Origin of the sequence: Flavobacterium sp. CYK-55 (assembly GCF_018413465.1) — a bacterium.
Lineage (GTDB): Bacteria > Bacteroidota > Bacteroidia > Flavobacteriales > Flavobacteriaceae > Flavobacterium.
Map to the genome: position 1 here is coordinate 370,091 of NZ_JAHCDK010000003.1, position 23,939 is coordinate 394,029.

A 23,939-nucleotide genomic window follows, 5' to 3' on the forward strand; every position below is an offset into this window, starting at 1 on the left:
ACTATAACAATCCGTTGTATTTGCGGGTGAACCATTCAGTTGCCAAGGCCAGCGCGGCTATGACCAACAACCAAACCCAGTCAATCAGAGGTGTTTTGCGAACTATGGCTTTTTCAATAGCTTGATATTTTGGGTTTTCGAGCAAACTCTTCACAAGCGCATCAACTTGATTCGGAACATAAACTTGACCTTTGGTTTGTGCCGCCAATTGCTTGAGTTGATTCAAATCCGGGTTCACAAATTGCTTTTCAATGTCAAAATCGAGCACTTCAAAAGTTCCGTTGTAAACGGTGTTGGTATTGAGTTCTTTGACCGAAAAACTGTACTGACCTGCCGACAAACCATCTAAATTAACTTTAAAAGCATTGTTGGTTTTAAGCAAATCGTATTTTTTGGTTTGCTTGGTGTTTTTATTCACTACCTGAATGGTCAATCGCGCTTGCTCATCGGGCTCGTAGTTTTTATTAAAATATTGCGCGGTAATTTCAAGCGCATCGCCTGAATTATAAAAGCGCTCATGATTCACAACCAATGATTTTCTGGCGTTGTTCGATGTGAGATACTGCACCATTTTATCAACAAACACATCGTATTTTTCAAAACTCTTGTTATCAACATGGCTCTGCAAACGCCATTTCCAAGCATTCTCGCCTAACCAATAAGCCGTGCGTTTTCCTTGATTTTCGGCAAAAGCCAAGAGCGGCATCTCGATGTCAATATTGCGAATTTTAGCGGATAACAACGTGGATACATTGCCATTGACTGTAATGGTTCCGAAGGCATTCTGCAAAGGCGGAAACTGCTCAAAACCAATATTCTCAATGGAGAACCAATTAAATCCGGCATCAAAATCGGCGGTATAATCTTCGCGTTGACCACTCATTTTAAACACCAAATTGCTTTGCTGCTGATTCAAAAATGAATAATCCGTATTGACTCCGGTCACGATCATCATATTGATTCCGGCACGATGGGCCGCATCAAAAACTGGTTTAAAATCAGCCGTGGGTTGATAAGCAATCACTAAGTTGTACTGATCCGTCGCTGATAATTCCGAAGGTTTTAAAACGCGCACTTTTCGTTGCGGATTGGTTTCAATCGAACGTTTCAAAGCGCCCAAATCCGGATGATTAATCGCGCTTACCAACGCAACATTGGTTTTCTGATCGAGCACTTCAACCGCAAAATTCTTGGTGTTGTTGTAGCTGTTTTTTTCTTTTTCGGCCGAAGTGACTATCGCTTTATACACCTGAAGCCCGGGCTGTTCAGCGGGCAACAAAGCTTGAATAACCATTGATTTTTTTTCAGGCGAAAACGAAACTTGCTGTGTAAACAAGGTGTTGTTGCCTTGCACAATTTTAAAGTTGGCGCTGATGTTTTTGTTTCCGGAATAGTTTAAGAATATCTCGGCCGGAAATTTATTCTTATGAAAAGCGTATTTATTGACATTAAGTTCGGCAATGCGCAAATCCAAAAAAGTGGTGGTATCGCCCACCGCTACCGGGTAAACTGCTTGTTCCGCATCAAAACTATACACATAATCGTTGCCGATGGTTTGGTTTCCGTCGGTGATGATAACGGCAGCTCGGTTGGCGCTGCGATACACACTTTTGATGTTTTTGGCTAGTTGTTCAAGATTGGTTTGTTTTCCTTTAAAATCAAAGGCATTTGAAACCGAAACTTCTTGATCAAACTTATAGGTTTGAACATCAAATTTGTCGCGCAAAGCAGCATTTGATGATAACTTTTCGTAGACTTCTTTAACAGAAGCATCCGCTTTTAAATCTGCAATTGAAGATGAATTGTCAACCGCCAAAATCAAAGGCGATTTGACCACTTCAAAAGATTTGTGCGTGATGACCGGATTGATCAGCAACAACAGCACTGAAAAAATCGCTACAAAACGCAAAAAAGCCAAAAATCTATACACATTAGACAGATTTTTGGCCTTGTAAAAATATTGATAGTAGGACAAACCCGCGGCTATACCGAGCGATAAAATAATCAATAATAGGGCGCTTGTTGTCATTAAAATTAGATGTCGATTATGTCAACATTCCTCCGTCTACATTCATAACCTGACCGGTTACATACGTACTCATATCTGACGCGAAGAACAAACAAGCATTGGCTACGTCTTCGGTAGTTCCGCCGCGTTTCAGCGGAATACTGTCTCTCCAACCTTGCACTACATCTTCATTGAGTTTGGCGGTCATTTCGGTTTCAATAAAACCCGGAGCAATGGCATTGCAACGAATGTTTCTCGAACCCAACTCTAAAGCCACTGATTTGGTAAAACCAATCACGCCCGCTTTAGAAGCTGCATAGTTGGTTTGGCCGGCGTTTCCTTTTACGCCTACTACCGAACTCATGTTGATAATCGAACCTGCACGGTTTTTCAAAAATGTTTTTTGAACCGCTTTGGTCATGTTGAACACCGAATTTAAATTCACTTGAATCACTTGGTTAAAATCTTCCTCAGACATACGCATGAGCAAATTGTCTTTGGTGATTCCGGCGTTGTTGATCAAAATATCAATGGTGCCAAATTCAGCCAAAACAGCATCGGTAAATTCTTGCGCTTGGTTAAAATCAGCAGCGTTTGATTGGTAACCTTTGGCTTTGATGCCCATAGCATTGAGTTCGTTTTCAAGCGCCATGGCCGATTCTACCGATGAACTATACGTAAAAGCTACGTTGGCTCCGTGACGAGCAAAAACTTCGGCGATTCCTTTGCCAATTCCGCGGCTGGCACCGGTAATGATGGCTACTTTTCCTTCAAGTAATTTCATATTTTATTCTTTTATTTTTGTGAGAAGCTATTCCTGCTCTGCGTTGCAATCTTTTGACAAAAAGAAATTTTCCTCCGCCAAGCTCCGGCAAATGCTTTTTACAAAAGGATTTTCACTGCGATCAGGGCTATTTTTTAGTCCGTCAAATATAGTATTATTTGCTTCAATCAAAAAATAGATTCCCCATTGAGCTGTTAAAAATATTTCCTTGTAATTTGCGCACATGAACCAAAGCGAGCAAGATTTTCAAAACCTTTACCATCAATATCATATATTGGTGTACAATCTTGCCTTGCACTATCTGCAAAATATTGAAGAAGCCGAAGAAATCACACAAGATGTTTTTGTACAAGTGTATCATTCGCTCGAACAATTCAACCAAAAGTCATCGCTCAAAACCTGGATTTACCGCATTGCGCTGAACAAATGTCACGATTTAATCAAACACAAAAACAGCCGTAAACGCTGGTTTATTTTTGGCACCAAAAGCCAAAACGAACATGATTATCTCAATCATCCCAACTTTGAACATCCGGGCATTTTGCTTGAAAACAAAGAAAAAGCCGCCCTTTTATACCAAACCATCAACACTTTGCCCGAAAATCAGAAAACGGCTTTTGTGCTTTCAAAAATTGAAGGTTTATCCAATCCTGAAATTGCCGAGGTCATGAACCTGAGCGTTTCGGCTATTGAATCGTTGGTTTTTAGGGCCAAAGCATCGCTGCAAGAAAAATTATCAGAAAAATTCATCGAATACCGCAAGAAAAAATAAAACCTTTCGTCTACAAAACTATGGAAGCACAAAATTGGATCAATTCAATCATCAACAGCACCGACGGTCATCAAGCTGCGGAGCCAAGCGATGATTTATTTATTAAAATTCAAGCACGCATTGACCAGTATCCGCGCGTATCAACCTCAGCGGTTTGGCTCGCAGCGGCTTCATTTTTATTGCTCATAGGCCTCAATTTTAAGGCTTTGAAGCAAGTTCATCACACCCAAAAAAATCAATCGGTTTCTGAAATAGCATCTGATTTAAACAAATCAAATCAACTGTACCAACATGAATAAGGTTAAATTACTCAGCTGGATGGTCGGCATTTTATTACTCCTGAATGTAGCCATTTTATTGTTTTTGGTCATGGGTAAATCACCCATGCCGGAGCACAGACCTCATGGTATGAATGGCCCGCATCACGAAGGCCCCAAAAGGCTCATCATAGAAAAACTGCATTTTGACCAGGCGCAAAAACAAGCGTATGAAAAATTAATTCACGCTCACCGCGCCCAAATTGACTCGTTAGATCATGAAGTTCGATTTTGTAAAAATGAATTGTACAGTTTACTCAAACAAGAGCCAATAGATACCACAGCGCAAAAGAAACTCGTTTCAAAACTCGGCGAACTACAACTACAAATTGAGCAAACCCATTTTGATCATTTTACAGATATTAAAAAATTATGTCATCCAGATCAAATGGATGATTTTGATGATTTGACCACTGAATTAGCAGCTTTGTTTTCACATCCGCCTAAACCACGTCATGATTAGGCTGCTGCAAAATATTGCTTTTTGGTTGTGTTGTGCTTTATCAATGAATTCATGGGCGCAAAAAGATTCGTTGCAACTCAAATTCAACTTTAGTTTTGACAAGCTTCCGCTCGAAGCTGAAAAATGGTATGTATCAAAACAAAATGACAGTTTACAATTTTCAACTGTAAAATTATACGCTTCGAATATTCAAGTTTACTTTACCGACCATACCAACCTCAAAGCGCCCAAACAACATCATTTGGTTGATTGGCAAGAAGCCAAAACCTACATCCTGAACATCGGCCCTGGTACAAATAAAAAAATCAAAAAAATTACTTTTGATTTGGGCGTTGATAGTTTGAGCAGTGTTTCGGGCGCACTTGGCGGCGATCTTGACCCGACCCGCGGCATGTATTGGGCCTGGCAAAGCGGTTACATCAATTTTAAAATAGAAGGCAAATGTCCTACATTGACCAGCCGAAAAAACCAATTTCAATACCACATTGGCGGTTACTTAAACCCCAACAATGCGCTCAGAAAAATTGAAATCATACCCAACGCAGCCAATCTAAATTTGATTTCTATTGATTTAGCTGCGTTTTTTGAAAACTTTAAAGTAACCGAATTTTCGAGTGTGATGATTCCCGGCAATCGAGCCATGAAGTTGGCCGATAATGCCCTACTTATGTTTAAGCAATGATAACGCCGAATAAAAAACATATCATCAGCGTTTTGGCGGCCACTTTTGTTTGTGCCGGATTTGCGTATTTTAAGCCCACGCCTATTTACCTTACAATTCCGAAAGGTTGGCCCAAACCGCGTTATGATTTTTCAAAAAATCCGCTTACTGAAGAAGGCTTTCAACTTGGACGAAATTTGTTTTACGATCCGATACTTTCACGCGATAATACCATTAGTTGTGCTACTTGTCATTTGCAAGCTACCGGATTTACACATGTTGACCACGAACTTAGCCACGGCATTGACGGTAAAATCGGGACGCGCAATGCGATGGCGCTCATCAACCTTGCTTGGAACAAAGATTTTTTGTGGGACGGCGGTGTCAATCATTTAGATATGCAACCGCTCAACCCGATTCAAAGTCCGGTTGAAATGGATGAATCTTTGGCACACGTAGTTGAAAAATTACAACAAACGCAAAAATATCCGCAGCTGTTTGAAAAAGCATTCGGCACCCAAAAAATCACAGGACAACTTACTTTGAAAGCGCTATCGCAATTTATGCTGATGTTGCAATCGGCTAATGCCAAATACGATCGCGTGATGCAAGGCCAAGAAAGTTTCTCAGAAAACGAACAAAAAGGCTATGATTTATTCAAACAACATTGTGCCGCTTGCCACAAAGAACCTTTATTTTCAGATGATCGATTTGAAAACAACGGACTTGATTTAGATGAAGATTTAAAAGACATCGGACGCATGAAAATTACCGGCAAAAAAGAAGATTCGCTGCGGTTTAGAACGCCTACTTTGCGCAACATTCAATTCACGTTTCCGTACATGCATGACGGTCGATTTAAGAATTTAACGCAGGTAATCAATCACTATAACTCATTGCCTTCAAACAAACATGTTCCCAAAGAGTTACGACTACCCATGCAATTAACCGATCACGACCGCGCCGATTTAATTGCCTTTTTAAAAACACTCACCGATCAGGAGTTTTTGTTCAATCCGAAATACAGTTATCCAAAATAATTTACCCGCAACCGCAAGAAATAAAACAATCCTTCGTCAAAACAAAATCAACCATTCAATTATGATTAAAAAAACCATTCTCACAGCGCTAATTTTAATCTTTGGAACCAGAGCTTTTTCGCAATCACTTTATGACATCAATACGATTCAAGATATTCGAATTGTATTTGCCGAAAGCAATTGGGATGCCTTGCTCGACGCGCAAGCAGCTTCAACCGAAGATTATATTCCGGCGCAATCGGTTACCATCAACGGAACCATATTCAACAATGTCGGCGTTAAATATAAAGGCAACAGTACTTACAATGCTAATCGCGTTAAAAACCCTTTTCATATTGAGCTGGACACTTATCAAAGTCAGAACTATCAAGGCTACACCGATATCAAACTCAGCAATGTCTATTTTGATCCAACGTTTTTGAGAGAGCCGCTCTCCTACGCGATTCTCAGACAATATATGGATGCGCCTTTGTGTAATTATGCCAATGTATATGTCAACGGTACTCTGATTGGTTTGTATACCAGTGCCGAATCGATTTCAAAGAAATTTGTTGACGAGCATTTTTACTCTAATAACAATGCTTTTTTTAAATGTAATCCGATTGGCGGCGCAGGCCCGAACAGTACAGCTTTGCCTAATTTAGCATATCTCGGAACCAATATTGCTAGCTATCAAACCGCTTACGAAATGAACTCTACTGCCGGTTGGGAAGATTTGGTTACGCTGACCAACACACTTGCCAATGACATCAACAACATTGAATCTGTTTTAGATGTTGACCGCGCTTTGTGGATGCTGGCTTATGACAATGCATTGGTTAATTTGGATAGCTACATCGGTACGTTCAAACAAAATTATTATTTGTATAAAGACGACAACGGTCGATTTAACCCAGTAGTTTGGGATTTGAATATGTCGTTTGGTGTTTTTTCGCAAACCGGAACCATTGCCCTAAATACAACTACTGCCAAAAAACAGATGACGCATTTATTACACGCATCAGATGCAGCTTGGCCACTCGTACAAAAACTATTGGCGGTTCCGAAATACAAACGCATGTATTTGGCACACTACAAAACCATTATGGAAGAAAATTTTGCCAACAACAGCTATCTGACTACCGCTCAATCCTATCAAGCCATTATTGATGCAGCGGTTCAAGCTGACCCGAATAAACAATATACGTATGCTCAATATCAAAGCAACTTGAATACAGATATTACCGGAGGAATGAATTCAGCGCCAGGCATCACCAATCTTATGAGCGGACGCAACACTTATTTGAACACTTTGGCTGATTTTACCAATGCGCAACCCACCATTACCTCAGTGTTGCCAGCGGTTGCAGAGCCTTTAATCAACAGCGACGTATTTATTACGGCGAATGTAGTTAACACAAACACCAATAGCGTTTATTTAGGTTATCGTTCTGATAAAGAATTGCCTTTTACCAAAGTATTGATGTATGACGACGGAGCGCATGGTGACGGAGCTGCCAACGATAATATTTATGGCGCTGCCATGAATATGAGCAAAGCTTTTATGCAGTATTACATTTATGCCGAAAACAACAACGTTGGTAAGTTTTCGCCGGTAAGAGCCGAACATGAATTTTATACTCTGCACGCGGTTTACCCAACCATTAATCCCGGTGATTTGGTGGTTAACGAGCTTATGGCGCAAAACACTTCAACCATTACTGACCAAGACGGTGAATTTGAGGATTGGATTGAACTCTACAACAACACCGATACTACTTTGAGTTTAGACAATTTATACATGACCGATACCGATACCAATTTGATTAAATGGGCCTTCCCGTCTGGACTCACCATTGAGCCACATGGCTACTTAACCATTTGGGCTGATGAAGACGGGTCACAAGTAGGGCTTCATGCGAATTTTAAATTATCAAGTGCCGGTGAGAGTGTTATTTTAGCTTATGCCAACGGAACCATTATTGAGAACATCAGCTTTGGAACACAAACTGCCGATATGGGTTATGCGCGAATACCGAATGGCACCGGAAACTTTGTGATTCAATCACCTACATACAATGCCAACAACGAAGTTTTATCGGTTTCAGCCGCTGAATTCAAACAGAATTTAACCGTTTATCCAAATCCGACCAGCGGTTTAGTCAACATCCAAAACAAAAATTATCAAATCGAAAAAATTGAACTCTACAATTTGCAAGGGCAGTTATTAAACAGTCAAGAGTTCAACAATCAAACTTCGGTTTCTTATGATATTTCAGCTTATCCGGCAGGTATTTATCTGATGACCATTAACAACAATACCAACGTAAAACTTATCCGCAACTAATATGAAAAAAGCTCTCTTTACTCTAATAATCGGGGCGCAAAGCATGATGCTCATGGCGCAAACCAATCCTGCCATCACAAAATGGCTACAAAACACAACGGGTATTACCGGGCGTCATTATGTAGCGGGTAACTCTACTCCTATTGTTGACGCGGTGCAAGCCAATGTACAATCGGTTAATTACAATACAACCCATGCGTATATTTCAGCCACGGGAATTCCGGCCTACATCACAGGGCCGTTTCAAGATGGCAATCCATCTATAGCTACAGCACAAAACAAAATATTTAAAGTTAGTCTTTCACCTTCTCAAAACACAGGTACGCCAACTGCTACAACTGGCGGTAACATTGGCATTTTTATCAATGGTGTAGCTTTGTTTGATTACAGAGATGGCGTGGCTTGGAACAACAATACCAATGCGCTCTGCGGCGGACCCGGAAATCCTCCGTGTCCAGGTGGTCCGCAAACTACTCAAGCTTGGAATCGCGATGCTGTTTTGGCCGAAAAAGGCGGCTTTGATTGTGCCAAAGCACATCCGGCCATGGGCAATTATCACCACCACCAAAATCCGAGTGCTTTTAATTTAGATTTGAATGTGATTTCTAATGTATGCGATGCGTACCCGTCTGACGGGCTGTATGTCATCAATCCTAACGAGCATTCACCGTTGCTGGGTTTTGCTTATGATGGTTTTCCGATTTATGGCGCTTATGCCTATACCAACACCGACGGAACCGGTACCATTACCAGAATGAAATCAAGTTATCAGCTAAAAAATCAAACCACCAGAACCAACGGCCCGGCAGTAAATACCACTTATTTTAATGGTTATTTTAGAGAGGATTACGAATATGTGGCACATCCCGGCGATCCGAGTTATTTAGACGAACACAACGGTCGTTTTTGCATTACGCCCGAATATCCGAATGGTATTTATTGCTATTTCACTACGGTTGATGCGAATCACAACTCGGCTTATCCGTATGTTGTAGGACCCACATTTTACGGAACTGTTACCACAACAACTGTAACCTCGATTCCGGCTGGCACCACAACCTACACAGCTTTATCAACTTCGGGTTTTGACGTAAGTAATGTAGTGGTTGCTCCGAATCCGGCGCAAGATTTTGTAGTCATGCAAATTCCGATGACCACGCGTGACTTGACGGTTGATTTAATCGATATAACCGGAAAACTCATCGAAACCAAAAAACTTCCACAAGGCAGTACTTTGTGTGTTTTTGAAACCGACACCCTATACAACGGAACTTATTTGCTCAGATTAAACGATGGTAAAAACAACCAAAGCTTTAAAGTAATCGTTAACCGCTGATGAAAATAAGTTTATCCATCATCGTTTTATGCGCAGCTATATCATCGCTCAAAGCACAAACCATCGGTTTGATAGAACATCAATCAGGTAGTTTGGACGATGGGTATGTTTTATTCGCTCCAAATACTTCAAATAATACTTATTTGATTGATAAATGCGGTCAGCTGGTTCATGTTTGGAATAGCCAATACAAACCCGGACAAGCAGTTTATTTGTTAGAAGACGGCACTTTATTAAGAACCGGAAATGCCAACAACACAACATTCAATGCCGGTGGTAAAGGCGGAATTATTGAAAAGATTGATTGGGATGGAAACGTAATTTGGAGCTATACTATATCAGACACCAATCAATGTCAACACCACGATATAAAAGCTTTGCCCAACGGAAACATTTTGATCATTGCTTGGGAAAAAATCACCAATACGCAAGCCATTGCTTTGGGCAGAAATCCGGCTTTGACTCCATCGGTTTTGTGGAGTGAAAAAATCATTGAGCTACAACCCACCGGGACCAACACGGGTAATATTGTTTGGGAATGGCATTTGACCGACCATTTGGTTCAAGATTTTGATGCTACTAAACCCAGCTATAATTCAGTTGCATCGAATCCGCAATTGCTCAATATTAATTACAATGCGAGTGCGACCAATTCAGATTGGATTCACCTCAATTCAATTGATTATAATGCTTCGTTAGATCAGATTTTACTGAGCAGTCACAATTTAGACGAAATTTGGATCATCGATCACAGCACAACCACGGCGCAAGCAGCCGGTCACAGTGGTGGAAACTCAGGAAAAGGCGGAGATTTACTATATCGCTGGGGAAATTCAGCTACTTATAACCATACGACAAACGCACAGTTTTTTGGTCAACACAATGCGCATTGGATACCTTCTGGCCTTGCGTTTGAAAACAAAATCATGGTTTTTAACAATGGTTTAGGCCGAACCGGAGGAAATTACTCAACGGTAGACATCATTAACCCTCCAACCAATGGCTATTTGTATGAATCAAGCCTTCCGTATTTGCCCAGCACAGCCGAATGGATTTATAACAGCGGAAACCCCAATAATTATTACGCCATGAATATTTCGGGTGCGCAGATGCTTTCAAACGGAAATGTGCTCATGTGCAACGGTCCGGCGGGCACTTTTACAGAAGTTGACGACTCAGGAACCACCGTCTGGAAATACATCAATCCGGTCAATGCTTCAGGCGTAATGACACAAAACAGTTCACCCACGCAAAATTCGGTTTTTAGATGTACGTTTTATCCGAGTCATTTTAGCGGATTTTCTAACCATATTTTAAACTCGGGCAACACCATTGAAAACACCAATCCGGTTACAAATTCATGTCAGCTTTTATTAGCCAACCAAACACAAGTTCAAAACAGCATCAGTGTTTTTCCGAATCCGGTTTCAGACATGCTGAACATTCAATTGAGTGTCTCATTATCTGATGCGCAACTTTGTTTGACAGATTTGAGTGGAAAAACCATCATGAAAGAAAACATCAACCCAACTGAAGCAAAATACACATTAAAAACAAGTCATTTAAACAACGGGCTTTATCTATTAAAAATCAGCAACAGCCAACAAAGTCAAAATTTTAAGATTGTTGTACAACGATAAGTTAATTAATCTGAGAACGGAAGTACTTTCGGGTATCTCCAAACAAAAAAGCCCAACTTCACTGCTGGGCTTTTTTTACTAATCTTTGATGAATTTGAGTGTTTGTGTTTGCTCATCAGTATTTATTTTTATCAAGTAAACACCTTTTTCCAAGAAAGAAACATCAATGCTTTTGGCTATCTTTTGATATGTTTTTATCAACCGCCCGTTGAGTTCATAAATAGTCACATTGTCGAGGACTTTTTGATTACTAAAAATGAGATAATCTTGGGCAGGATTTGGAAAAATTGAGATTTTACTTTGCGTATTATCGATGTTGTTTATACTCAAAGCGCCAACGGTTGCACAATCAGAATTTACAACAGCGTCGAAATTTCCGTTTAATAAAGCTTGGTTTTGAATATAGACTTGCTGTTCTGCATCGCAACAGATATATTGTAAGTTTGGATTGTTGCTGAAATCAACATACTGTTCGATTTTGAAATTTTTAAGTTTCAGTTCCGTCAAATTATTATTGGCACATGAGAGTATTTCAAGATTCTGAAAGTTATTTAAGTTTAATGTTGTGAGCTGGTTGTTTTCACAATACAAATTTCTAACATAGGTAAGATTTCCGAAAAAAATATTTTGTAGCTGATTATTCTGCACGTATACGTTTTCTAGATTGCGATTATTTGTTAAATCTAAACTGGTAATATTTGTATTGCTGATGTATAAATTTATGAGCAACGGTTGGTTTGATAAATCTATAGATGATAGACCAATATTTGTAGCTGTGGTATAACCAATTGTAACTTCTATTAATTTGATGCAATCTGACAGGTCTAAAGTAGGCAGGTTTCCGAAATAAGTTAACTTTCTTAAGTTGATTAAATTATCTAGATTCAAGTTCAAATTTGATGCTTCATCTTTAATGATTAATTCTCTTAAATTGATGTTATCAGACAAATCTATGCTGTTGGCAAGACCGGTGTATAAGTTCAACTTTTTTAGATTTAAATTTTCGGAAACATCAAAATTTGATAAGACCATCTGACCTGAAATTGCAGTTAGGGTAAGCTCTTCCAAATTGACAAGTTCTGGAAAGTTGAAAGTGGTGGCCAAACTGTTATAAGAAGTTATGGTTTTTACATTGGTAAAATATTGCAAACCTTCTAAATCAGTAAATGGCAAATAAGAAAAATCGATGTGTGCGATGTTCTGCGCTTCTGAAATACTGATTTCACCATCGCTATTGGTATCGACATTGGTGGTTGTATTTCCGTTTAAATCAATAAAACTAGTGCCATTGGCTACTTCTGGAGCATCAATCAATGCGCCTTTAAGTAAAGAGTCTGTGAAATTTATATTTTGAGCATTTCCAAAATACAAACAGCATGTGCAGCATAAAAGTAAAAGTGTTCTCATAGTTTTTTATGTTATTTTTTTTAAATTTATAAAAAACAAACCTTTACTAAATTACTTTATAACAAATACTTACAAAGTTTAACTGCTGTTTAATCATTGAGAATTTATTACATGAAAAGGTAGATTTTCATTAAACAAAACTTACATCCACCACAAAGCTCAGAATTAGATTTTTTAAATTAACTCCTTAAATACATAAAAAAAACCGCTTCAAAAAAGAGCGGTTTTTGGTTAGGATGAACAATCTCTTTGATCATTCAATATTTTAAATATTTATTTTTTCTTCTGTTGCGCCTTTTGCGCTTCGGCTTCTTCCATCATTTGTTGTAATTTTTGTTGGAATCTACCTTGTTTTTTAGGCTCTTTGAGTTTGTTTTCTTGAATTTGCGCGTGGATTTTTTCAGGATCAACAATATATTTCTTGATCACAAACATAATTCCGATGGTGATTAAGTTTGAGATAAAGTTATATAAACTCAATCCGGCTCCGTAGCTGTTAAAGAAAATCAACATCATCACCGGTGAAATGTAAATCATCATCTTCATGATTTTGGTCATATCCGGCATACCTTCTTGCTGTGGAGCAGCCATTTGCTGGTCACCCGAAGTCATTTTCATGTAAAAGAAAATGGCAATGGCAGCCAAAATCGGGAACAAGCTGATGTGGCTTCCGTACAAAGGAATATGGAAAGGCAATTGAGCGATTTGGTCAAATGAAGACAAATCGTCAGCCCATAAAAAACTTTTCTGACGCAACTCAAAAGCCGATGGGAAAAACTGAAACGATGCATACATGAACGGCAACTGAATCAGCGCTGGAATACAACCTGCCAGCGGACTCACACCGGCTTTGTTGTACAACTTCATGGTTTCTTGCTGTTTTTTGAGCGGATCTTTTTTGAATTTTTCACTAAGTTCATTAATCTCCGGACGCAAAACTTTCATCTTGGCTTGAGATAAAAATGACTTATAAGTAATGGGCGACATCGCTATTTTGATGATGATCGTAAAGACGATGATGGCAATTCCGTAAGCAATAAATGAACTCAAAAAGCCAAACAACGGAATAAAGATGAACTTGTTGATCCAGCCAAAAATACCCCAACCCAACGGAATGATTTTGTCTAAGTTTCGATCATAAGCCTTTAAAGTTGCATAATCTGTCGGGCCTAAATACAAATTCATTTGGTTGTTCAATTCACCTCCATGAAAAGCCAACGGAATAGTAGCCTTGAATTGTTTGGTAACTAAGGTGTCAATCTCTTCATCTTGAACCAAATTATCTGAATATAACTTGGCTTTTTCAAAAGGACTTTTGGTCAACAAAATAGTCGAGAAAAAATGCTGTTTAAAAGCAATGAATGAAACTTTATTGGGTGATTCTTCACTGTCTTTCCCTTGCCCCGTATAATCATCTTTGCCATCTTCATATTCAAAGCGAATATCCGTATATCGGTTTTCATACCCAACACTTTTTTCATTGCAATATGTTTGCATATCCCATTGCATGTCTATGGGCTGTGCTGTGTTTAAAACCTTGCTCAATCCCTGTGAACGCACATCAAAATCAAGCATATAATTGTTTGGTTTTAAAACATAACGATACTCTAAATAAGCATCTGCAGCAGTTTTTAAACGAAGGGTCAAGATTTGATCCTCGCCTGATTTGGTCAAGTTTGGCTCAAAAAACAAATCCTCGGTTTGCAACAAACGATTGTCTTGGGTTTTTAATGACAAACTCAGTTGTGAATTGTTATTTCTAATCAGTGTAACGAGCTGACCAGAACCTTTTTTGAGTCGCTCATGGTTTTTAAGAACTGCCTCTGTTATATATCCGCCTTTATTTGAAATCTTAAGACGAAGTAAATTGTTTTCTAAAGTGGTGACTTGTTCCTTGGCTGATGGCAAAGTTGCTGAATAAGCAAAAGCGCCCATGGTACTTTTCAAAGCGTTCAACTCAGTAGAGTCAGCAGTTGTTAGAGTCGTTTCTGTAATTGGAGCCACTACTTTTGAAGCTTGTTTTGCTTGTTTTTGAGCCAACTCCTTCTTGGCTTTCTCAGCAGCTAATTGCTCGGCTGTTGGTTGATTTTGATACATAATCCAGAACAAAATCCCGAACAGCAAAACAAAGCCTATAATCGAGTTGAGGTCAAATTTTTTTTCTTCCATTGATATAAATAAAAATTGATTATTTCTTTTTTGATTGTACTGTTGCCGCAACAAAACGAACAAATATAGGATGCGGATTGGCTACCGTACTTTTGTATTCCGGATGATATTGCACGCCCACAAAAAACGGGTGATCGGCAATCTCAACCACTTCTACTAAATTCGTATCCGGATTGACGCCAGAAGCAATCAAACCGCCTTTTTCAAGTGCTTGTAAATAGTCACTGTTGTATTCATAACGATGACGATGACGCTCTAAAATTTGATCTGTATTATAAATACTTTGGGCCAAAGTTCTCGGTTTCAAAACGCATTTCCAAGCGCCCAAACGCATGGTTCCGCCTTTGTCTGTAATGCTTTTTTGTTCTTCCATCAAATCAATCACCGGATGCGAAGTTCCGCGATTCATCTCAGTAGAATTGGCATCTTTTAAACCTAAAACATTGCGCGCATATTCAATAACGGCCATTTGCATGCCGAGACAAATGCCAAAAAACGGCAAATGCTTTTCACGGGCATAACGAACGGCTTCAATTTTTCCTTCAATACCGCGCTCGCCAAAGCCCGGTGCCACAAGGATTCCGTCTAAACCTGAGAGTTTCTCAGCAACGTTATCGGCATCAATATGTTCCGAATGAACCGAAACCACATTCACTTTAGTTTCATTGGTAGCACCGGCGTGAATAAAGGCTTCAAGGATTGATTTGTACGAATCTTGCAATTCTACATATTTACCAATGAGACCAATATTAACGGTATGTTTTGGATTTTTTAATCGATGTAAAAAAACATTCCAGTTCTTGAGATCGGGCGAGTTCTTTTTGGGTAAGTTGAGTTTTTTGAGGGTAACCACATCGAGTCCTTCTTCAAGCATTAAATTCGGCACTTCATAAATCGTAGAAGCATCAATAGATTGAATTACAGCCTCGCGTTTTACGTTGCAAAACAAAGCGAGTTTTTGGCGCAATTCATCAGAGAGTTCATGCTCTGTGCGGCAAACGAGAATATCGGCTTTGATACCGCTTTCCATGAGCGTTTTGACCGAATGCTGTGTGGGTTTGGTTTTGAGTTCACCGGCTGCCGCCAAATACGGAACCAAAGTCAGGTGAATCACAATACTGTTGCCTTCGCCGAGTTCCCAAACCAATTGACGAACCGATTCTATATACGGCAATGATTCAATATCACCAACGGTTCCACCAATCTCAGTAATAACAATGTCAAAATCGCCGGTGTTGCCGAGCAATTGCATACGCTCTTTGATTTCATTGGTGATGTGCGGAACAACTTGAACAGTTTTGCCCAAGAATTCTCCGCGGCGTTCTTTTTCTATCACCGAAAGATAAACGCGGCCTGTAGTTACATTGTTGGCCTGTGAAGTCGGAACATTTAAAAATCGTTCGTAATGGCCCAGGTCCAAATCGGTTTCGGCGCCATCATCGGTGACAAAACATTCGCCGTGTTCATAAGGATTAAGTGTGCCCGGATCAACATTGATATACGGATCGAACTTTTGAATGGTGGTTCGATAACCGCGGGCTTGCAGCAATTTTGCCAACGATGCCGCAATGATTCCTTTCCCGAGAGAAGAAGTCACGCCGCCGGTAACAAAAATATACTTAGTTTGATTCATGATGATGTTGTTGTTGTGTTGTTGTTGTGCGGTTTAAAAAACGTGGCAAAAATACAATTATATATTGATTAAAAACCATGCGTCACGCAGATTTATTCACAGCAAAACATGCGCTTTTACGGCTTTTGAAAACGACTGCGCAAATCGCGCAACATCGGTTCGAGTCCGTTGAGTTTGAGCTCATAAACAAGTTGAAGTTGTTGCCCTAATTTTCCGGCGGGGAAGCCATTATTTTTGAACCAAACTACATAAAATTCAGGCAAATCTATCAGATATGAATCTTTGTATTTACCAAAAGGCATTCGGGCATGTGCGAGCGCTAATAATTCCTTTTGCGATTCGGTCATTACTTCCAATTGAAAGTAACTTCTTTTTCAATATCCGGATGCAAACTCAGCAAAACCGGACAATTCATCGCCACGCGTTCTAAAATAGTGCGCGTTTTTTCATCTGCAGCAATAGACATATTCAAAACCACAATGATCTTAGCAATTTTGCGCGGTTCCGGGTTCATGATTTTGGTAACTTCAACCGTGCTTCCGGTCAAATCAAGATTCATATCTTTTGACTTAATCGCCATGATTGATACCATACAAGTTCCGAGCGAATTAGCTACTAGGTCAGTTGGGGAGAAAGCTTCGCCTTTGCCGTGGTTATCAGTAGGAGCGTCAGATAAAATTTCAGTCCCGGATTGCAAATGCACCGAAGTGGTGCGCAACTCACCGAGATAAGTTATTTTTGAAGTCATTAGTTTACTTGTTTTACAGACAAATCATCTTGGTATTCCATAAGATAAATGCCTCTATTTTCATTGCCGTCTTTGCCTTTTTTGGCATACTGAAAACGGCTTTCAACTTGTTCCGATTTAATTTCAGAAACCGAATCCTCAAACGATTTGAATTGTGTTATGCGCATGAGCGTATCAAAAGTAACATCAAATCCGCGCACGGCAAATTGGTTCGGGAAAACTTTGTTTTTTTCTTTGTAGTGTTGTTCAAAAGCTAAACCTTGACCAGTCGTATTCTCACGAGTAAATGTCGGATACAACAATTTAAGAATGGTGAGTCGTTTCATTGAAATCTCTTCAAAATCAAGTGTATCATTTTGTTCAATGATGACCAATTGAATGTTGAAATTAGACATTTCGTTCAACAAGACATTTGTGGTTCCTAAAATAAGTCCTGTGCGCTCTGAATCAAGCACTACAAAATTCTTTTTATCCTTATCAAACAATGATTTAAGGTCATTTACGTCAAGTGCACCATTATCAAGTAAGGCCGCAAATTTAGTTTGCGGATAATTGGTCATAATAAAATCTTTGTTGGCCACTTTTTTCGGGTCACTCACCACAATAACGTTTCCGTTTTGGGCTTTCATGTATTCAAACATAGCCGTTTTACCGTATTCGGTTGAAGGCATCGCTTGATATAAGTTTGAAAATGGCTTTCCGGGTTCTTTAGACATGGGTGATATTACCGGTACATTTTTATCTTTGAGCAAATCGGCCACTTTCTCGGCATATTGTTGATAAAAAGGACCAATGATGGCGTCAGCTTTACTTAAATCATTGTTTTTGACCAAAGCTTCTACCGATGAACCGGTTTTACTTTCCTCAGAATCAAGAATCTTTACATCGACATTCAAACCAAGTGTTTTGGCTGAATCAATCGCGACCAAAGCTCCGGCATAAAAATCAAGTGTCATGTTCAAAAAGGCATCTTTTTTCAAACGTGCATCAATGGTTTTAAGCGTATCACTTTGAATCTTAGCAGCATTAAACGGCAACATCAACACCAATTGTTTTTTGGTAACATTAGGAAGCAAAGTCTTTTTATTGTCGGCTACTTTTTGTACACCCGATGAAGCTGAACTTACTTTGATTTGCCCGCGACCGGGAACTTTAAGTATAGTACCCGTTTTGACTCCTCCGCTCAAATTAGGGTTCAGTTTCAACAACTCATCTTGTGAAATATTAAAATACTGGCTCAAACTATACATTGTATCGCCGTCTTTAACTTCGTAATTGGCATAACCGTTTTTGGTTAATGTTCTAGTGGTTTCAGTAGTAACAACCTCATCACGAACAATTTGAGTAGTGACTGGTTTTGGCTTTTCAACCGGAACTTTTTCAGTCACTTTTTTTTGTGGCTGTGGTTCTTCACTCACCCCACTGATGATCAATTTATAGCCCATTGGCAAATTGTTCTGAATACCGGGGTTGCGCTGTTCGAGTTCTTCAATAGTGATTCCGTACTTTTTGGCAATACCAAATTTGGTTTCTTTGGCCTCAACAATATGATAGATTTTTTTCTCAGAATTGGCATTTGAAACCACAGCTGATTCAGGTTTCGGAGCAACTACCGGTTTAGCTGGAGCCGGAACTGAAACACCTGCATCTGGGATTTTAATAGTCTGTCCAACTTTCAAACCTGCCGAAAAGGCCTCAGGATTAAGGTTTTTTAAATCTCCGACAAGAATGTTGTAATCACGAGCAATGCTAAAGAATGTTTCTTTGGCTTTAACCGTATGCATTCGATTTAAAGGAGCTTGAGCAATCGTTTTTACTGGAGTTTCAGCAATTGTTTTCTTTACCTCTGACGATGGAATTATCAAAACATCATTGGGTTTAATTCCGTTTTGAGCATCGGGATTGAGTGTATAGATATCGTGTGGTGTTACATTGTATTTGGCGGCTATCTGAGTAATAGTCTCGCCTTGATTGACAATGTGTTTTGAAAAGTTTTTATCTTGGGCGAACACAGCTCCAGTTGTCAATGCCGCAGCTACAATTGATATCAATATTTTTTTCATTCTGTGAGTTAGTTAGGTTGTATACAGAAGTGCAGTTTATTTTTTAATAATTAAAGTTTGCCCTATTTGAAGCCCGTTTTTGAGTAAAGCTTCGTTTTGGCTTTTAATCTCTTCAACAGAAACATTGTATTTTCTGGACAAACTATACAAAGTTTCTTTGGGTTCAACTTTGTGTGTAATTGTTTCAGAAATAGTACTAGATTCAGTGGTTTTAACTTCAGCAATTTTTTGAGATGTCTTTTTTTCAGCTACAGGCTTTTCGGTAACAGGTGAAGCATCAACCGAAGTTGATTGTTGAATGTCGACCGTTTTACCTTTGGGTATTTTGACTGTTTGACCAACCTGTAATCCTTTAGAAGCAAGTTCGGGGTTGGCGGCTTTAATCTCATCAACTGAAACGCTATAGGTTCTTGACAAACTGAATAAAGTTTCTTTGGGCAAGACTTTGTGATTGATATCAGTTTGTGTTTCTCTGATGACAATTTTTTTTACTTCCTGTTTTTTGGGTTGTGATGAAACAACTGTAGAAGAGTTGATTACATCTGAGTCATTGTTTCCTTTGGTTGATTCAGGCTTGACTTGTTGCTTTTGAGCTTCGTCAGATTTAGATTCTTGAACCGAATCTCTGGTAGACACATCACTTTGAGCAACAGTTTCGTTTTTATTGGTTGATTCAACTTCAGGTTTTGAAACACTTTCTTTGCGCGGAACCGGAACTTTAAGCGTCATTCCTTTACTAATACCTTCAACGGCAAACTTATTGAGTTTGTATATTTCTGCAGGATCAACAAGATATTTTTTAGAAATCATTCTAACGGTTTCACCAAACTGAACTTGATGATCAACAATGTCAACTTCTTGTTCTTTTTTACGTGTTTGACTGTAACTAGTACACAAAAAGAACAGCGAAAAAAACAAAACCAATAGTTTATTCATAGCATAAATTTAAGTTATTCCCATTCAATTGTGGCTGGTGGCTTTGAACTAATATCATACACCACACGATTTACACCTTTGACTTTATTGATGATTTCATTCGAAATTTTCATCAAAAAATCATACGGCAAATGTACCCAATCTGCGGTCATACCGTCTGTTGATTCAACCGCTCTGAGCGCTACAACTTTTTCGTAGGTTCGCTCATCTCCCATAACGCCAACACTTTGCACCGGTAATAAAATCGCTCCTGCTTGCCATACTTTATCATACAAGCCCCACGATTTTAGTCCCTCGATAAAGACGGCATCAACCTCTTGCAATATACGAACTTTTTCTAAAGTTATATCGCCCAAAATCCTGATGGATAATCCCGGACCCGGAAACGGATGTCTCCCCAATAAAGCAGCATCAATGCCGAGTTCAGCCCCTACTCTACGAACTTCGTCTTTAAACAACATGCGCAATGGCTCAACAATGTTCAATTTCATATAATCGGGCAATCCGCCAACATTGTGATGCGATTTTATGGTTGCCGACGGACCTTTGACTGAAACTGATTCAATTACATCCGGATAAATGGTTCCTTGAGCCAACCATTTGACATTTTCAATTTGATGTGCCTCATCGTCAAAAACTTCAATAAACACGCGACCAATGACTTTGCGTTTAGATTCTGGATCGCTAATTCCGGCAAGCGCTTCCATAAATCTGGCAGAAGCATCCACACCTTTTACGTTCAAACCCATATGTTGGTATTGATCGAGCACATTTTCGAATTCATTTTTTCGGAGCAATCCATTGTTGACAAAAATGCAATACAAATTTTTACCAATCGCTTTGTGCAATAAAACCGCAGCAACTGTTGAATCAACGCCGCCAGATAATCCTAGTACAACTCGATCGTTCTGCAATTTGCTTTTTAATTCTGAAACAATTTCATCTACGAAATAACCCGGAGTGAAGTTTTGTGGCACTTGGGCAATGCGAATCAAGAAGTTTTCAAGAAGTAATTTCCCGTCGGTTGAATGATATACTTCAGGATGAAACTGTATTGCGTAAGTTAACTCACCTTCAATTCTATACGCCGCATTATTTACATCATGCGTACTGGCCAATCGAACACCATGATTGGGCAGTTTTTTTATGGTATCACTGTGTGACATCCACACTTGTGAATCAACCAAAATACCTTCAAAAAGAGGTTCGTCCGCTTTAATAAAAGTAAGATTGGCTCTGCCGTATTCACGAATGTTGGACGGTGCTACTTCGCCTCCATTAAAATGAGCCAAATACTGCGCGCCATAACAAACCGCCAATAACGGGAGCTTTCCTCTGATGTTTGACAAATCAGGATGCGGTGCGTCATCAGATCTAACTGAAAAAGGACTACCCGATAAAATAACGGCTTTGTAATTAGACAAATCTTCCGGAATGTGATGATAAGGATAAATTTCACAGAAGATGTTGAGTTCTCGAACCCTTCGTGCAATAAGTTGGGTGTATTGAGAACCAAAATCGAGAATAAGTACGTTGTGTTGCATGGGCAAAAATACTTTTAAAAAATCAGAGTTGAAAATAGAATTTAAAAAAACTATTTTTACTCAAAAAAGTCATGTTTAAAACTCTTTTTTATGTTGGCTTAGGCGGAGCTATCGGCAGCATATTTCGCTATTTAACAACTGTATTGGTTCAAAAGTATTACAGTGCAATTTTTCCGCTGGCAACTTTTACGACAAATGTAATTGGTTGCTTTTTGATTGGTGTTTTGATGAGTTGGCTCGAAAAAAACAATATACTTAACGGTCCACTCAAATGGCTATTGGTGACCGGTTTTTGCGGAGGCTATACAACCTTTTCAACTTTTGCTTTTGAAAACATTCAATTGATGCAAAACCAACAAACACTTTGGGCTTTAATCTATAGCATTTGTAGTATTGTTATAGGAATAATTTCGGTTTGGCTGGGCATGAGTATTGCAAAATAATGCACTTAAGACTGCGTTAATTTACTGCACATCTGACAAAAAAATGTAACTTCGCAGCCTTATGACTACAGCAGACATTCAGAAAGTTACTCAACTACTGGCAGAACCCAAGAAAATTGCGATTATTCCGCACCGAAGCCCCGACGGCGATGCTATGGGTTCGACTTTGGCCATGTTTCATTTTTTAAAAAAATGCGGTCATGACCCGATGGTCATTTCACCCAATGACTTCCCGGAGTTTTTAGCTTGGATGCCAGCTAGTGAAAGTGTGCTCGTTTATGAAAACGACCGCGTCAAAACCACCAAAATTCTTCAAGAAGCTGAGCTTATTTTTACCCTTGATTTTAATGCTTTGCACCGTACCGGCGAATTGGAAAAAGTACTCAGCCAACTACAAGCTCCATTTGTGATGATTGACCATCATCAAAGCCCTGACAGTTATGCAACCGTTACTTATTCTGACACGCAGTTTGGATCAACTTGTGAAATGGTGTACAATTTTATTTCATTTTTAGGAGGAAAAAATCAGATTGATCAAACCATCGCTACCTGTATCTATACCGGGATTCTGACGGATTCAGGTTCGTTTAGATTTCCGAAAACTACCGGAAACACCCATCGAATTGTAGCTGAATTGATTGATTTAGGCGTTGACAATACACAAATACCGGCTTTGCTTTTTGACAACAACTCTTATGAAAGTAGACAATTACTGGGTAGAGCATTGAACAATTTGGTTGTTTTTCCTGAATACAAAGCTGCTTACACCGCGCTTACACAAGCAGAACTCGATGAATTCAAATACGAAAAAGGCGATACCGAAGGCATTGTCAATTATGGCTTGAGCATCAAAGGAATTCAATTAGCTGCTATTTTTATTGAGCATAAAGATGAAAACATTATCAAGATTTCTTTGCGCTCACAAGGAGATATTGATGTTAATCAAATGGCACGAGATCACTTCAACGGTGGCGGACACATCAATGCAGCTGGGGGGAAATCGTCTTTAAGCATGCTACAAACAATAGAAAAATTCAAACAAGTTATTACCCAAATACCACATAAATGATACAAAAAATTAAGTATATTTTTTTAACTGCTACCACCGCTACAATTTTAAGTTGTTGTTCACAGCAAAACGCGCGTAAACCCATATCGCATTCTTCAGGAACTTTTTTGAATGAATCAGTTGAGCGAAACAAGAAACTCGTATCGGCAGAAGAATCTTTAATTGATTCTATTATTAAGAGTAATCCAAATGTCAACTATTTGGCTTCAAAAAAAGGCTATTGGTATCGATATGACAAACGAAATACCACAGATACTTTGCGTCCCAAAAAAGGAGATATTGCACATTATACCTACGAGATTAAAGACTTGTCCGGAAATGTAATTTACTCAGAACTTGAGCTTCGTCCACAAGATTATCGCGTTGATCAAGAACAAAAAATCATCCGCGGATTACGAGACGGCATCAAACTCATGCGCAAAAATGAAACAGTAACTTTCTTGTTTCCGTCGCATATGGGCTATGGTTATCACGGAGACAATCGTCGTATTGGACACAACCAACCGCTAATTTACACAGTGACTTTAAATTCTTTTGAGCCAGAAACCAAACCCACAACTAAACCTGTAACTGAATAATT

21 protein-coding genes and 1 pseudogene are annotated in these 23,939 nt (G+C 39.1%); 12 read left to right on the forward strand and 10 right to left on the reverse strand.

The features are described 5' to 3' along the window. Nucleotide 1 precedes the first annotated feature (1 nt). Nucleotides 2-2,029 carry a hypothetical protein gene (locus tag KIH23_RS06220; protein ID WP_213212090.1) on the reverse strand — a complete coding sequence of 676 codons (2,028 nt, stop codon included), beginning with the start codon at nt 2,027-2,029 and terminating at the stop codon, nt 2-4. 16 nt (nt 2,030-2,045) lie between these two features. Beyond that, nucleotides 2,046-2,792: a 3-oxoacyl-[acyl-carrier-protein] reductase gene (gene fabG, locus KIH23_RS06225; RefSeq protein ID WP_213212092.1), complete on the reverse strand. Its 747-nt coding sequence runs from the start codon at nt 2,790-2,792 to the stop codon at nt 2,046-2,048. Nucleotides 2,793-3,015: 223 nt separating this feature from the next. Here fabG and KIH23_RS06230 point away from each other — a divergent pair, with 223 nt between their 5' ends. From KIH23_RS06230 to KIH23_RS13880, 9 genes and pseudogenes are all read left to right on the forward strand, one after another. Continuing rightward, complete coding sequence (locus KIH23_RS06230; protein WP_213212093.1) at nt 3,016-3,564, forward strand: RNA polymerase sigma factor; 549 nt, start codon at nt 3,016-3,018, stop codon at nt 3,562-3,564. A gap of 20 nt (nt 3,565-3,584) precedes the next feature. Continuing rightward, the gene (locus tag KIH23_RS06235; RefSeq protein WP_213212095.1) at nt 3,585-3,863 is read left to right on the forward strand and encodes a hypothetical protein; all 279 of its coding nucleotides are present in this window, start codon (nt 3,585-3,587) and stop codon (nt 3,861-3,863) included. Next, on the forward strand, nt 3,856-4,344 hold the full coding sequence (locus KIH23_RS06240; protein WP_213212097.1) for a periplasmic heavy metal sensor: 489 nt from the start codon (nt 3,856-3,858) through the stop codon (nt 4,342-4,344). The genes KIH23_RS06235 and KIH23_RS06240 overlap by 8 nt, the downstream gene beginning before the upstream one ends. Next, a complete protein-coding gene (locus KIH23_RS06245; RefSeq protein WP_213212099.1) occupies nt 4,337-5,026 on the forward strand; it encodes an MbnP family protein in 690 nt (229 codons plus the stop codon). Before KIH23_RS06240 ends, KIH23_RS06245 begins: the two co-directional genes overlap by 8 nt. Next, a complete protein-coding gene (locus KIH23_RS06250; RefSeq protein ID WP_213212100.1) occupies nt 5,023-6,045 on the forward strand; it encodes a cytochrome-c peroxidase in 1,023 nt (340 codons plus the stop codon). Before KIH23_RS06245 ends, KIH23_RS06250 begins: the two co-directional genes overlap by 4 nt. A gap of 61 nt (nt 6,046-6,106) precedes the next feature. After that, nucleotides 6,107-8,371, forward strand: a complete 2,265-nt coding sequence (locus KIH23_RS06255; protein WP_213212102.1) for a CotH kinase family protein — start codon at nt 6,107-6,109, stop codon at nt 8,369-8,371. Between the two features lies 1 nt (nt 8,372). Beyond that, nucleotides 8,373-9,707: a YHYH protein gene (locus tag KIH23_RS06260; RefSeq protein ID WP_213212104.1), complete on the forward strand. Its 1,335-nt coding sequence runs from the start codon at nt 8,373-8,375 to the stop codon at nt 9,705-9,707. Next, nucleotides 9,707-10,900 (forward strand): annotated as a pseudogene (locus tag KIH23_RS06265) (aryl-sulfate sulfotransferase); the annotation flags it as partial. The gene KIH23_RS06260 and the pseudogene KIH23_RS06265, both read left to right, overlap by 1 nt. Before the next feature lie 33 nt (nt 10,901-10,933). Beyond that, the gene (locus KIH23_RS13880) at nt 10,934-11,347 is read left to right on the forward strand and encodes a T9SS type A sorting domain-containing protein (protein ID WP_410505124.1); all 414 of its coding nucleotides are present in this window, start codon (nt 10,934-10,936) and stop codon (nt 11,345-11,347) included. A 78-nt stretch (nt 11,348-11,425) separates the two neighbouring features. Here the strand turns inward: KIH23_RS13880 and KIH23_RS06270 are convergent, their stop codons facing one another. The 8 genes from KIH23_RS06270 to guaA form a co-directional block, all read right to left on the reverse strand. Continuing rightward, a complete protein-coding gene (locus KIH23_RS06270; RefSeq protein ID WP_213212113.1) occupies nt 11,426-12,754 on the reverse strand; it encodes a T9SS type A sorting domain-containing protein in 1,329 nt (442 codons plus the stop codon). A gap of 273 nt (nt 12,755-13,027) precedes the next feature. After that, nucleotides 13,028-14,923, reverse strand: coding sequence for a membrane protein insertase YidC (yidC, locus tag KIH23_RS06275; protein ID WP_213212115.1), 1,896 nt, complete (start codon nt 14,921-14,923; stop codon nt 13,028-13,030). A 19-nt stretch (nt 14,924-14,942) separates the two neighbouring features. Then, complete coding sequence (locus KIH23_RS06280; RefSeq protein ID WP_213212117.1) at nt 14,943-16,556, reverse strand: CTP synthase; 1,614 nt, start codon at nt 16,554-16,556, stop codon at nt 14,943-14,945. Between the two features lie 116 nt (nt 16,557-16,672). Further along, nucleotides 16,673-16,903, reverse strand: a complete 231-nt coding sequence (locus KIH23_RS06285; protein ID WP_213212119.1) for a DUF3820 family protein — start codon at nt 16,901-16,903, stop codon at nt 16,673-16,675. Then, nucleotides 16,903-17,304: an OsmC family protein gene (locus KIH23_RS06290; protein WP_213212121.1), complete on the reverse strand. Its 402-nt coding sequence runs from the start codon at nt 17,302-17,304 to the stop codon at nt 16,903-16,905. Before KIH23_RS06290 ends, KIH23_RS06285 begins: the two co-directional genes overlap by 1 nt. Continuing rightward, on the reverse strand, nt 17,304-19,367 hold the full coding sequence (locus tag KIH23_RS06295; protein WP_213212123.1) for a LysM peptidoglycan-binding domain-containing protein: 2,064 nt from the start codon (nt 19,365-19,367) through the stop codon (nt 17,304-17,306). The genes KIH23_RS06290 and KIH23_RS06295 overlap by 1 nt, the downstream gene beginning before the upstream one ends. 36 nt (nt 19,368-19,403) lie before the next feature. Continuing rightward, nucleotides 19,404-20,303 (reverse strand): LysM peptidoglycan-binding domain-containing protein, encoded by a 900-nt coding sequence (locus KIH23_RS06300; protein WP_213212124.1) that lies wholly within the window; start codon nt 20,301-20,303, stop codon nt 19,404-19,406. Between the two features lie 14 nt (nt 20,304-20,317). Beyond that, nucleotides 20,318-21,847, reverse strand: coding sequence for a glutamine-hydrolyzing GMP synthase (guaA, locus tag KIH23_RS06305; RefSeq protein ID WP_213212126.1), 1,530 nt, complete (start codon nt 21,845-21,847; stop codon nt 20,318-20,320). 71 nt (nt 21,848-21,918) lie between these two features. Here guaA and crcB point away from each other — a divergent pair, with 71 nt between their 5' ends. The 3 genes from crcB (at nt 21,919) to gldI (ending at nt 23,937) form a co-directional block, all read left to right on the forward strand. Further along, complete coding sequence (crcB, locus tag KIH23_RS06310) at nt 21,919-22,290, forward strand: fluoride efflux transporter CrcB (RefSeq protein ID WP_213212128.1); 372 nt, start codon at nt 21,919-21,921, stop codon at nt 22,288-22,290. 61 nt (nt 22,291-22,351) lie between these two features. Further along, nucleotides 22,352-23,359, forward strand: coding sequence for a DHH family phosphoesterase (locus KIH23_RS06315; protein ID WP_213212136.1), 1,008 nt, complete (start codon nt 22,352-22,354; stop codon nt 23,357-23,359). Further along, on the forward strand, nt 23,356-23,937 hold the full coding sequence (gene gldI / locus KIH23_RS06320) for a gliding motility-associated peptidyl-prolyl isomerase GldI (RefSeq protein ID WP_213212137.1): 582 nt from the start codon (nt 23,356-23,358) through the stop codon (nt 23,935-23,937). The genes KIH23_RS06315 and gldI overlap by 4 nt, the downstream gene beginning before the upstream one ends. Nucleotides 23,938-23,939: the final 2 nt, after the last annotated feature.

Bases quoted from the DNA above. Each gene is read 5' to 3' on its own strand.
- KIH23_RS06220 (WP_213212090.1), bottom strand. From the start codon at position 2,029: ATGACAACAAGCGCCCTATTATTGATTATTTTATCGCTCGGTATAGCC.
- fabG (WP_213212092.1), bottom strand. From the start codon at position 2,792: ATGAAATTACTTGAAGGAAAAGTAGCCATCATTACCGGTGCCAGCCGC.
- KIH23_RS06230 (WP_213212093.1), top strand. From the start codon at position 3,016: ATGAACCAAAGCGAGCAAGATTTTCAAAACCTTTACCATCAATATCAT.
- KIH23_RS06235 (WP_213212095.1), top strand. From the start codon at position 3,585: ATGGAAGCACAAAATTGGATCAATTCAATCATCAACAGCACCGACGGT.
- KIH23_RS06240 (WP_213212097.1), top strand. From the start codon at position 3,856: ATGAATAAGGTTAAATTACTCAGCTGGATGGTCGGCATTTTATTACTC.
- KIH23_RS06245 (WP_213212099.1), top strand. From the start codon at position 4,337: ATGATTAGGCTGCTGCAAAATATTGCTTTTTGGTTGTGTTGTGCTTTA.
- KIH23_RS06250 (WP_213212100.1), top strand. From the start codon at position 5,023: ATGATAACGCCGAATAAAAAACATATCATCAGCGTTTTGGCGGCCACT.
- KIH23_RS06255 (WP_213212102.1), top strand. From the start codon at position 6,107: ATGATTAAAAAAACCATTCTCACAGCGCTAATTTTAATCTTTGGAACC.
- KIH23_RS06260 (WP_213212104.1), top strand. From the start codon at position 8,373: ATGAAAAAAGCTCTCTTTACTCTAATAATCGGGGCGCAAAGCATGATG.
- KIH23_RS13880 (WP_410505124.1), top strand. From the start codon at position 10,934: ATGACACAAAACAGTTCACCCACGCAAAATTCGGTTTTTAGATGTACG.
- KIH23_RS06270 (WP_213212113.1), bottom strand. From the start codon at position 12,754: ATGAGAACACTTTTACTTTTATGCTGCACATGCTGTTTGTATTTTGGA.
- yidC (WP_213212115.1), bottom strand. From the start codon at position 14,923: ATGGAAGAAAAAAAATTTGACCTCAACTCGATTATAGGCTTTGTTTTG.
- KIH23_RS06280 (WP_213212117.1), bottom strand. From the start codon at position 16,556: ATGAATCAAACTAAGTATATTTTTGTTACCGGCGGCGTGACTTCTTCT.
- KIH23_RS06285 (WP_213212119.1), bottom strand. From the start codon at position 16,903: ATGACCGAATCGCAAAAGGAATTATTAGCGCTCGCACATGCCCGAATG.
- KIH23_RS06290 (WP_213212121.1), bottom strand. From the start codon at position 17,304: ATGACTTCAAAAATAACTTATCTCGGTGAGTTGCGCACCACTTCGGTG.
- KIH23_RS06295 (WP_213212123.1), bottom strand. From the start codon at position 19,367: ATGAAAAAAATATTGATATCAATTGTAGCTGCGGCATTGACAACTGGA.
- KIH23_RS06300 (WP_213212124.1), bottom strand. From the start codon at position 20,303: ATGAATAAACTATTGGTTTTGTTTTTTTCGCTGTTCTTTTTGTGTACT.
- guaA (WP_213212126.1), bottom strand. From the start codon at position 21,847: ATGCAACACAACGTACTTATTCTCGATTTTGGTTCTCAATACACCCAA.
- crcB (WP_213212128.1), top strand. From the start codon at position 21,919: ATGTTTAAAACTCTTTTTTATGTTGGCTTAGGCGGAGCTATCGGCAGC.
- KIH23_RS06315 (WP_213212136.1), top strand. From the start codon at position 22,352: ATGACTACAGCAGACATTCAGAAAGTTACTCAACTACTGGCAGAACCC.
- gldI (WP_213212137.1), top strand. From the start codon at position 23,356: ATGATACAAAAAATTAAGTATATTTTTTTAACTGCTACCACCGCTACA.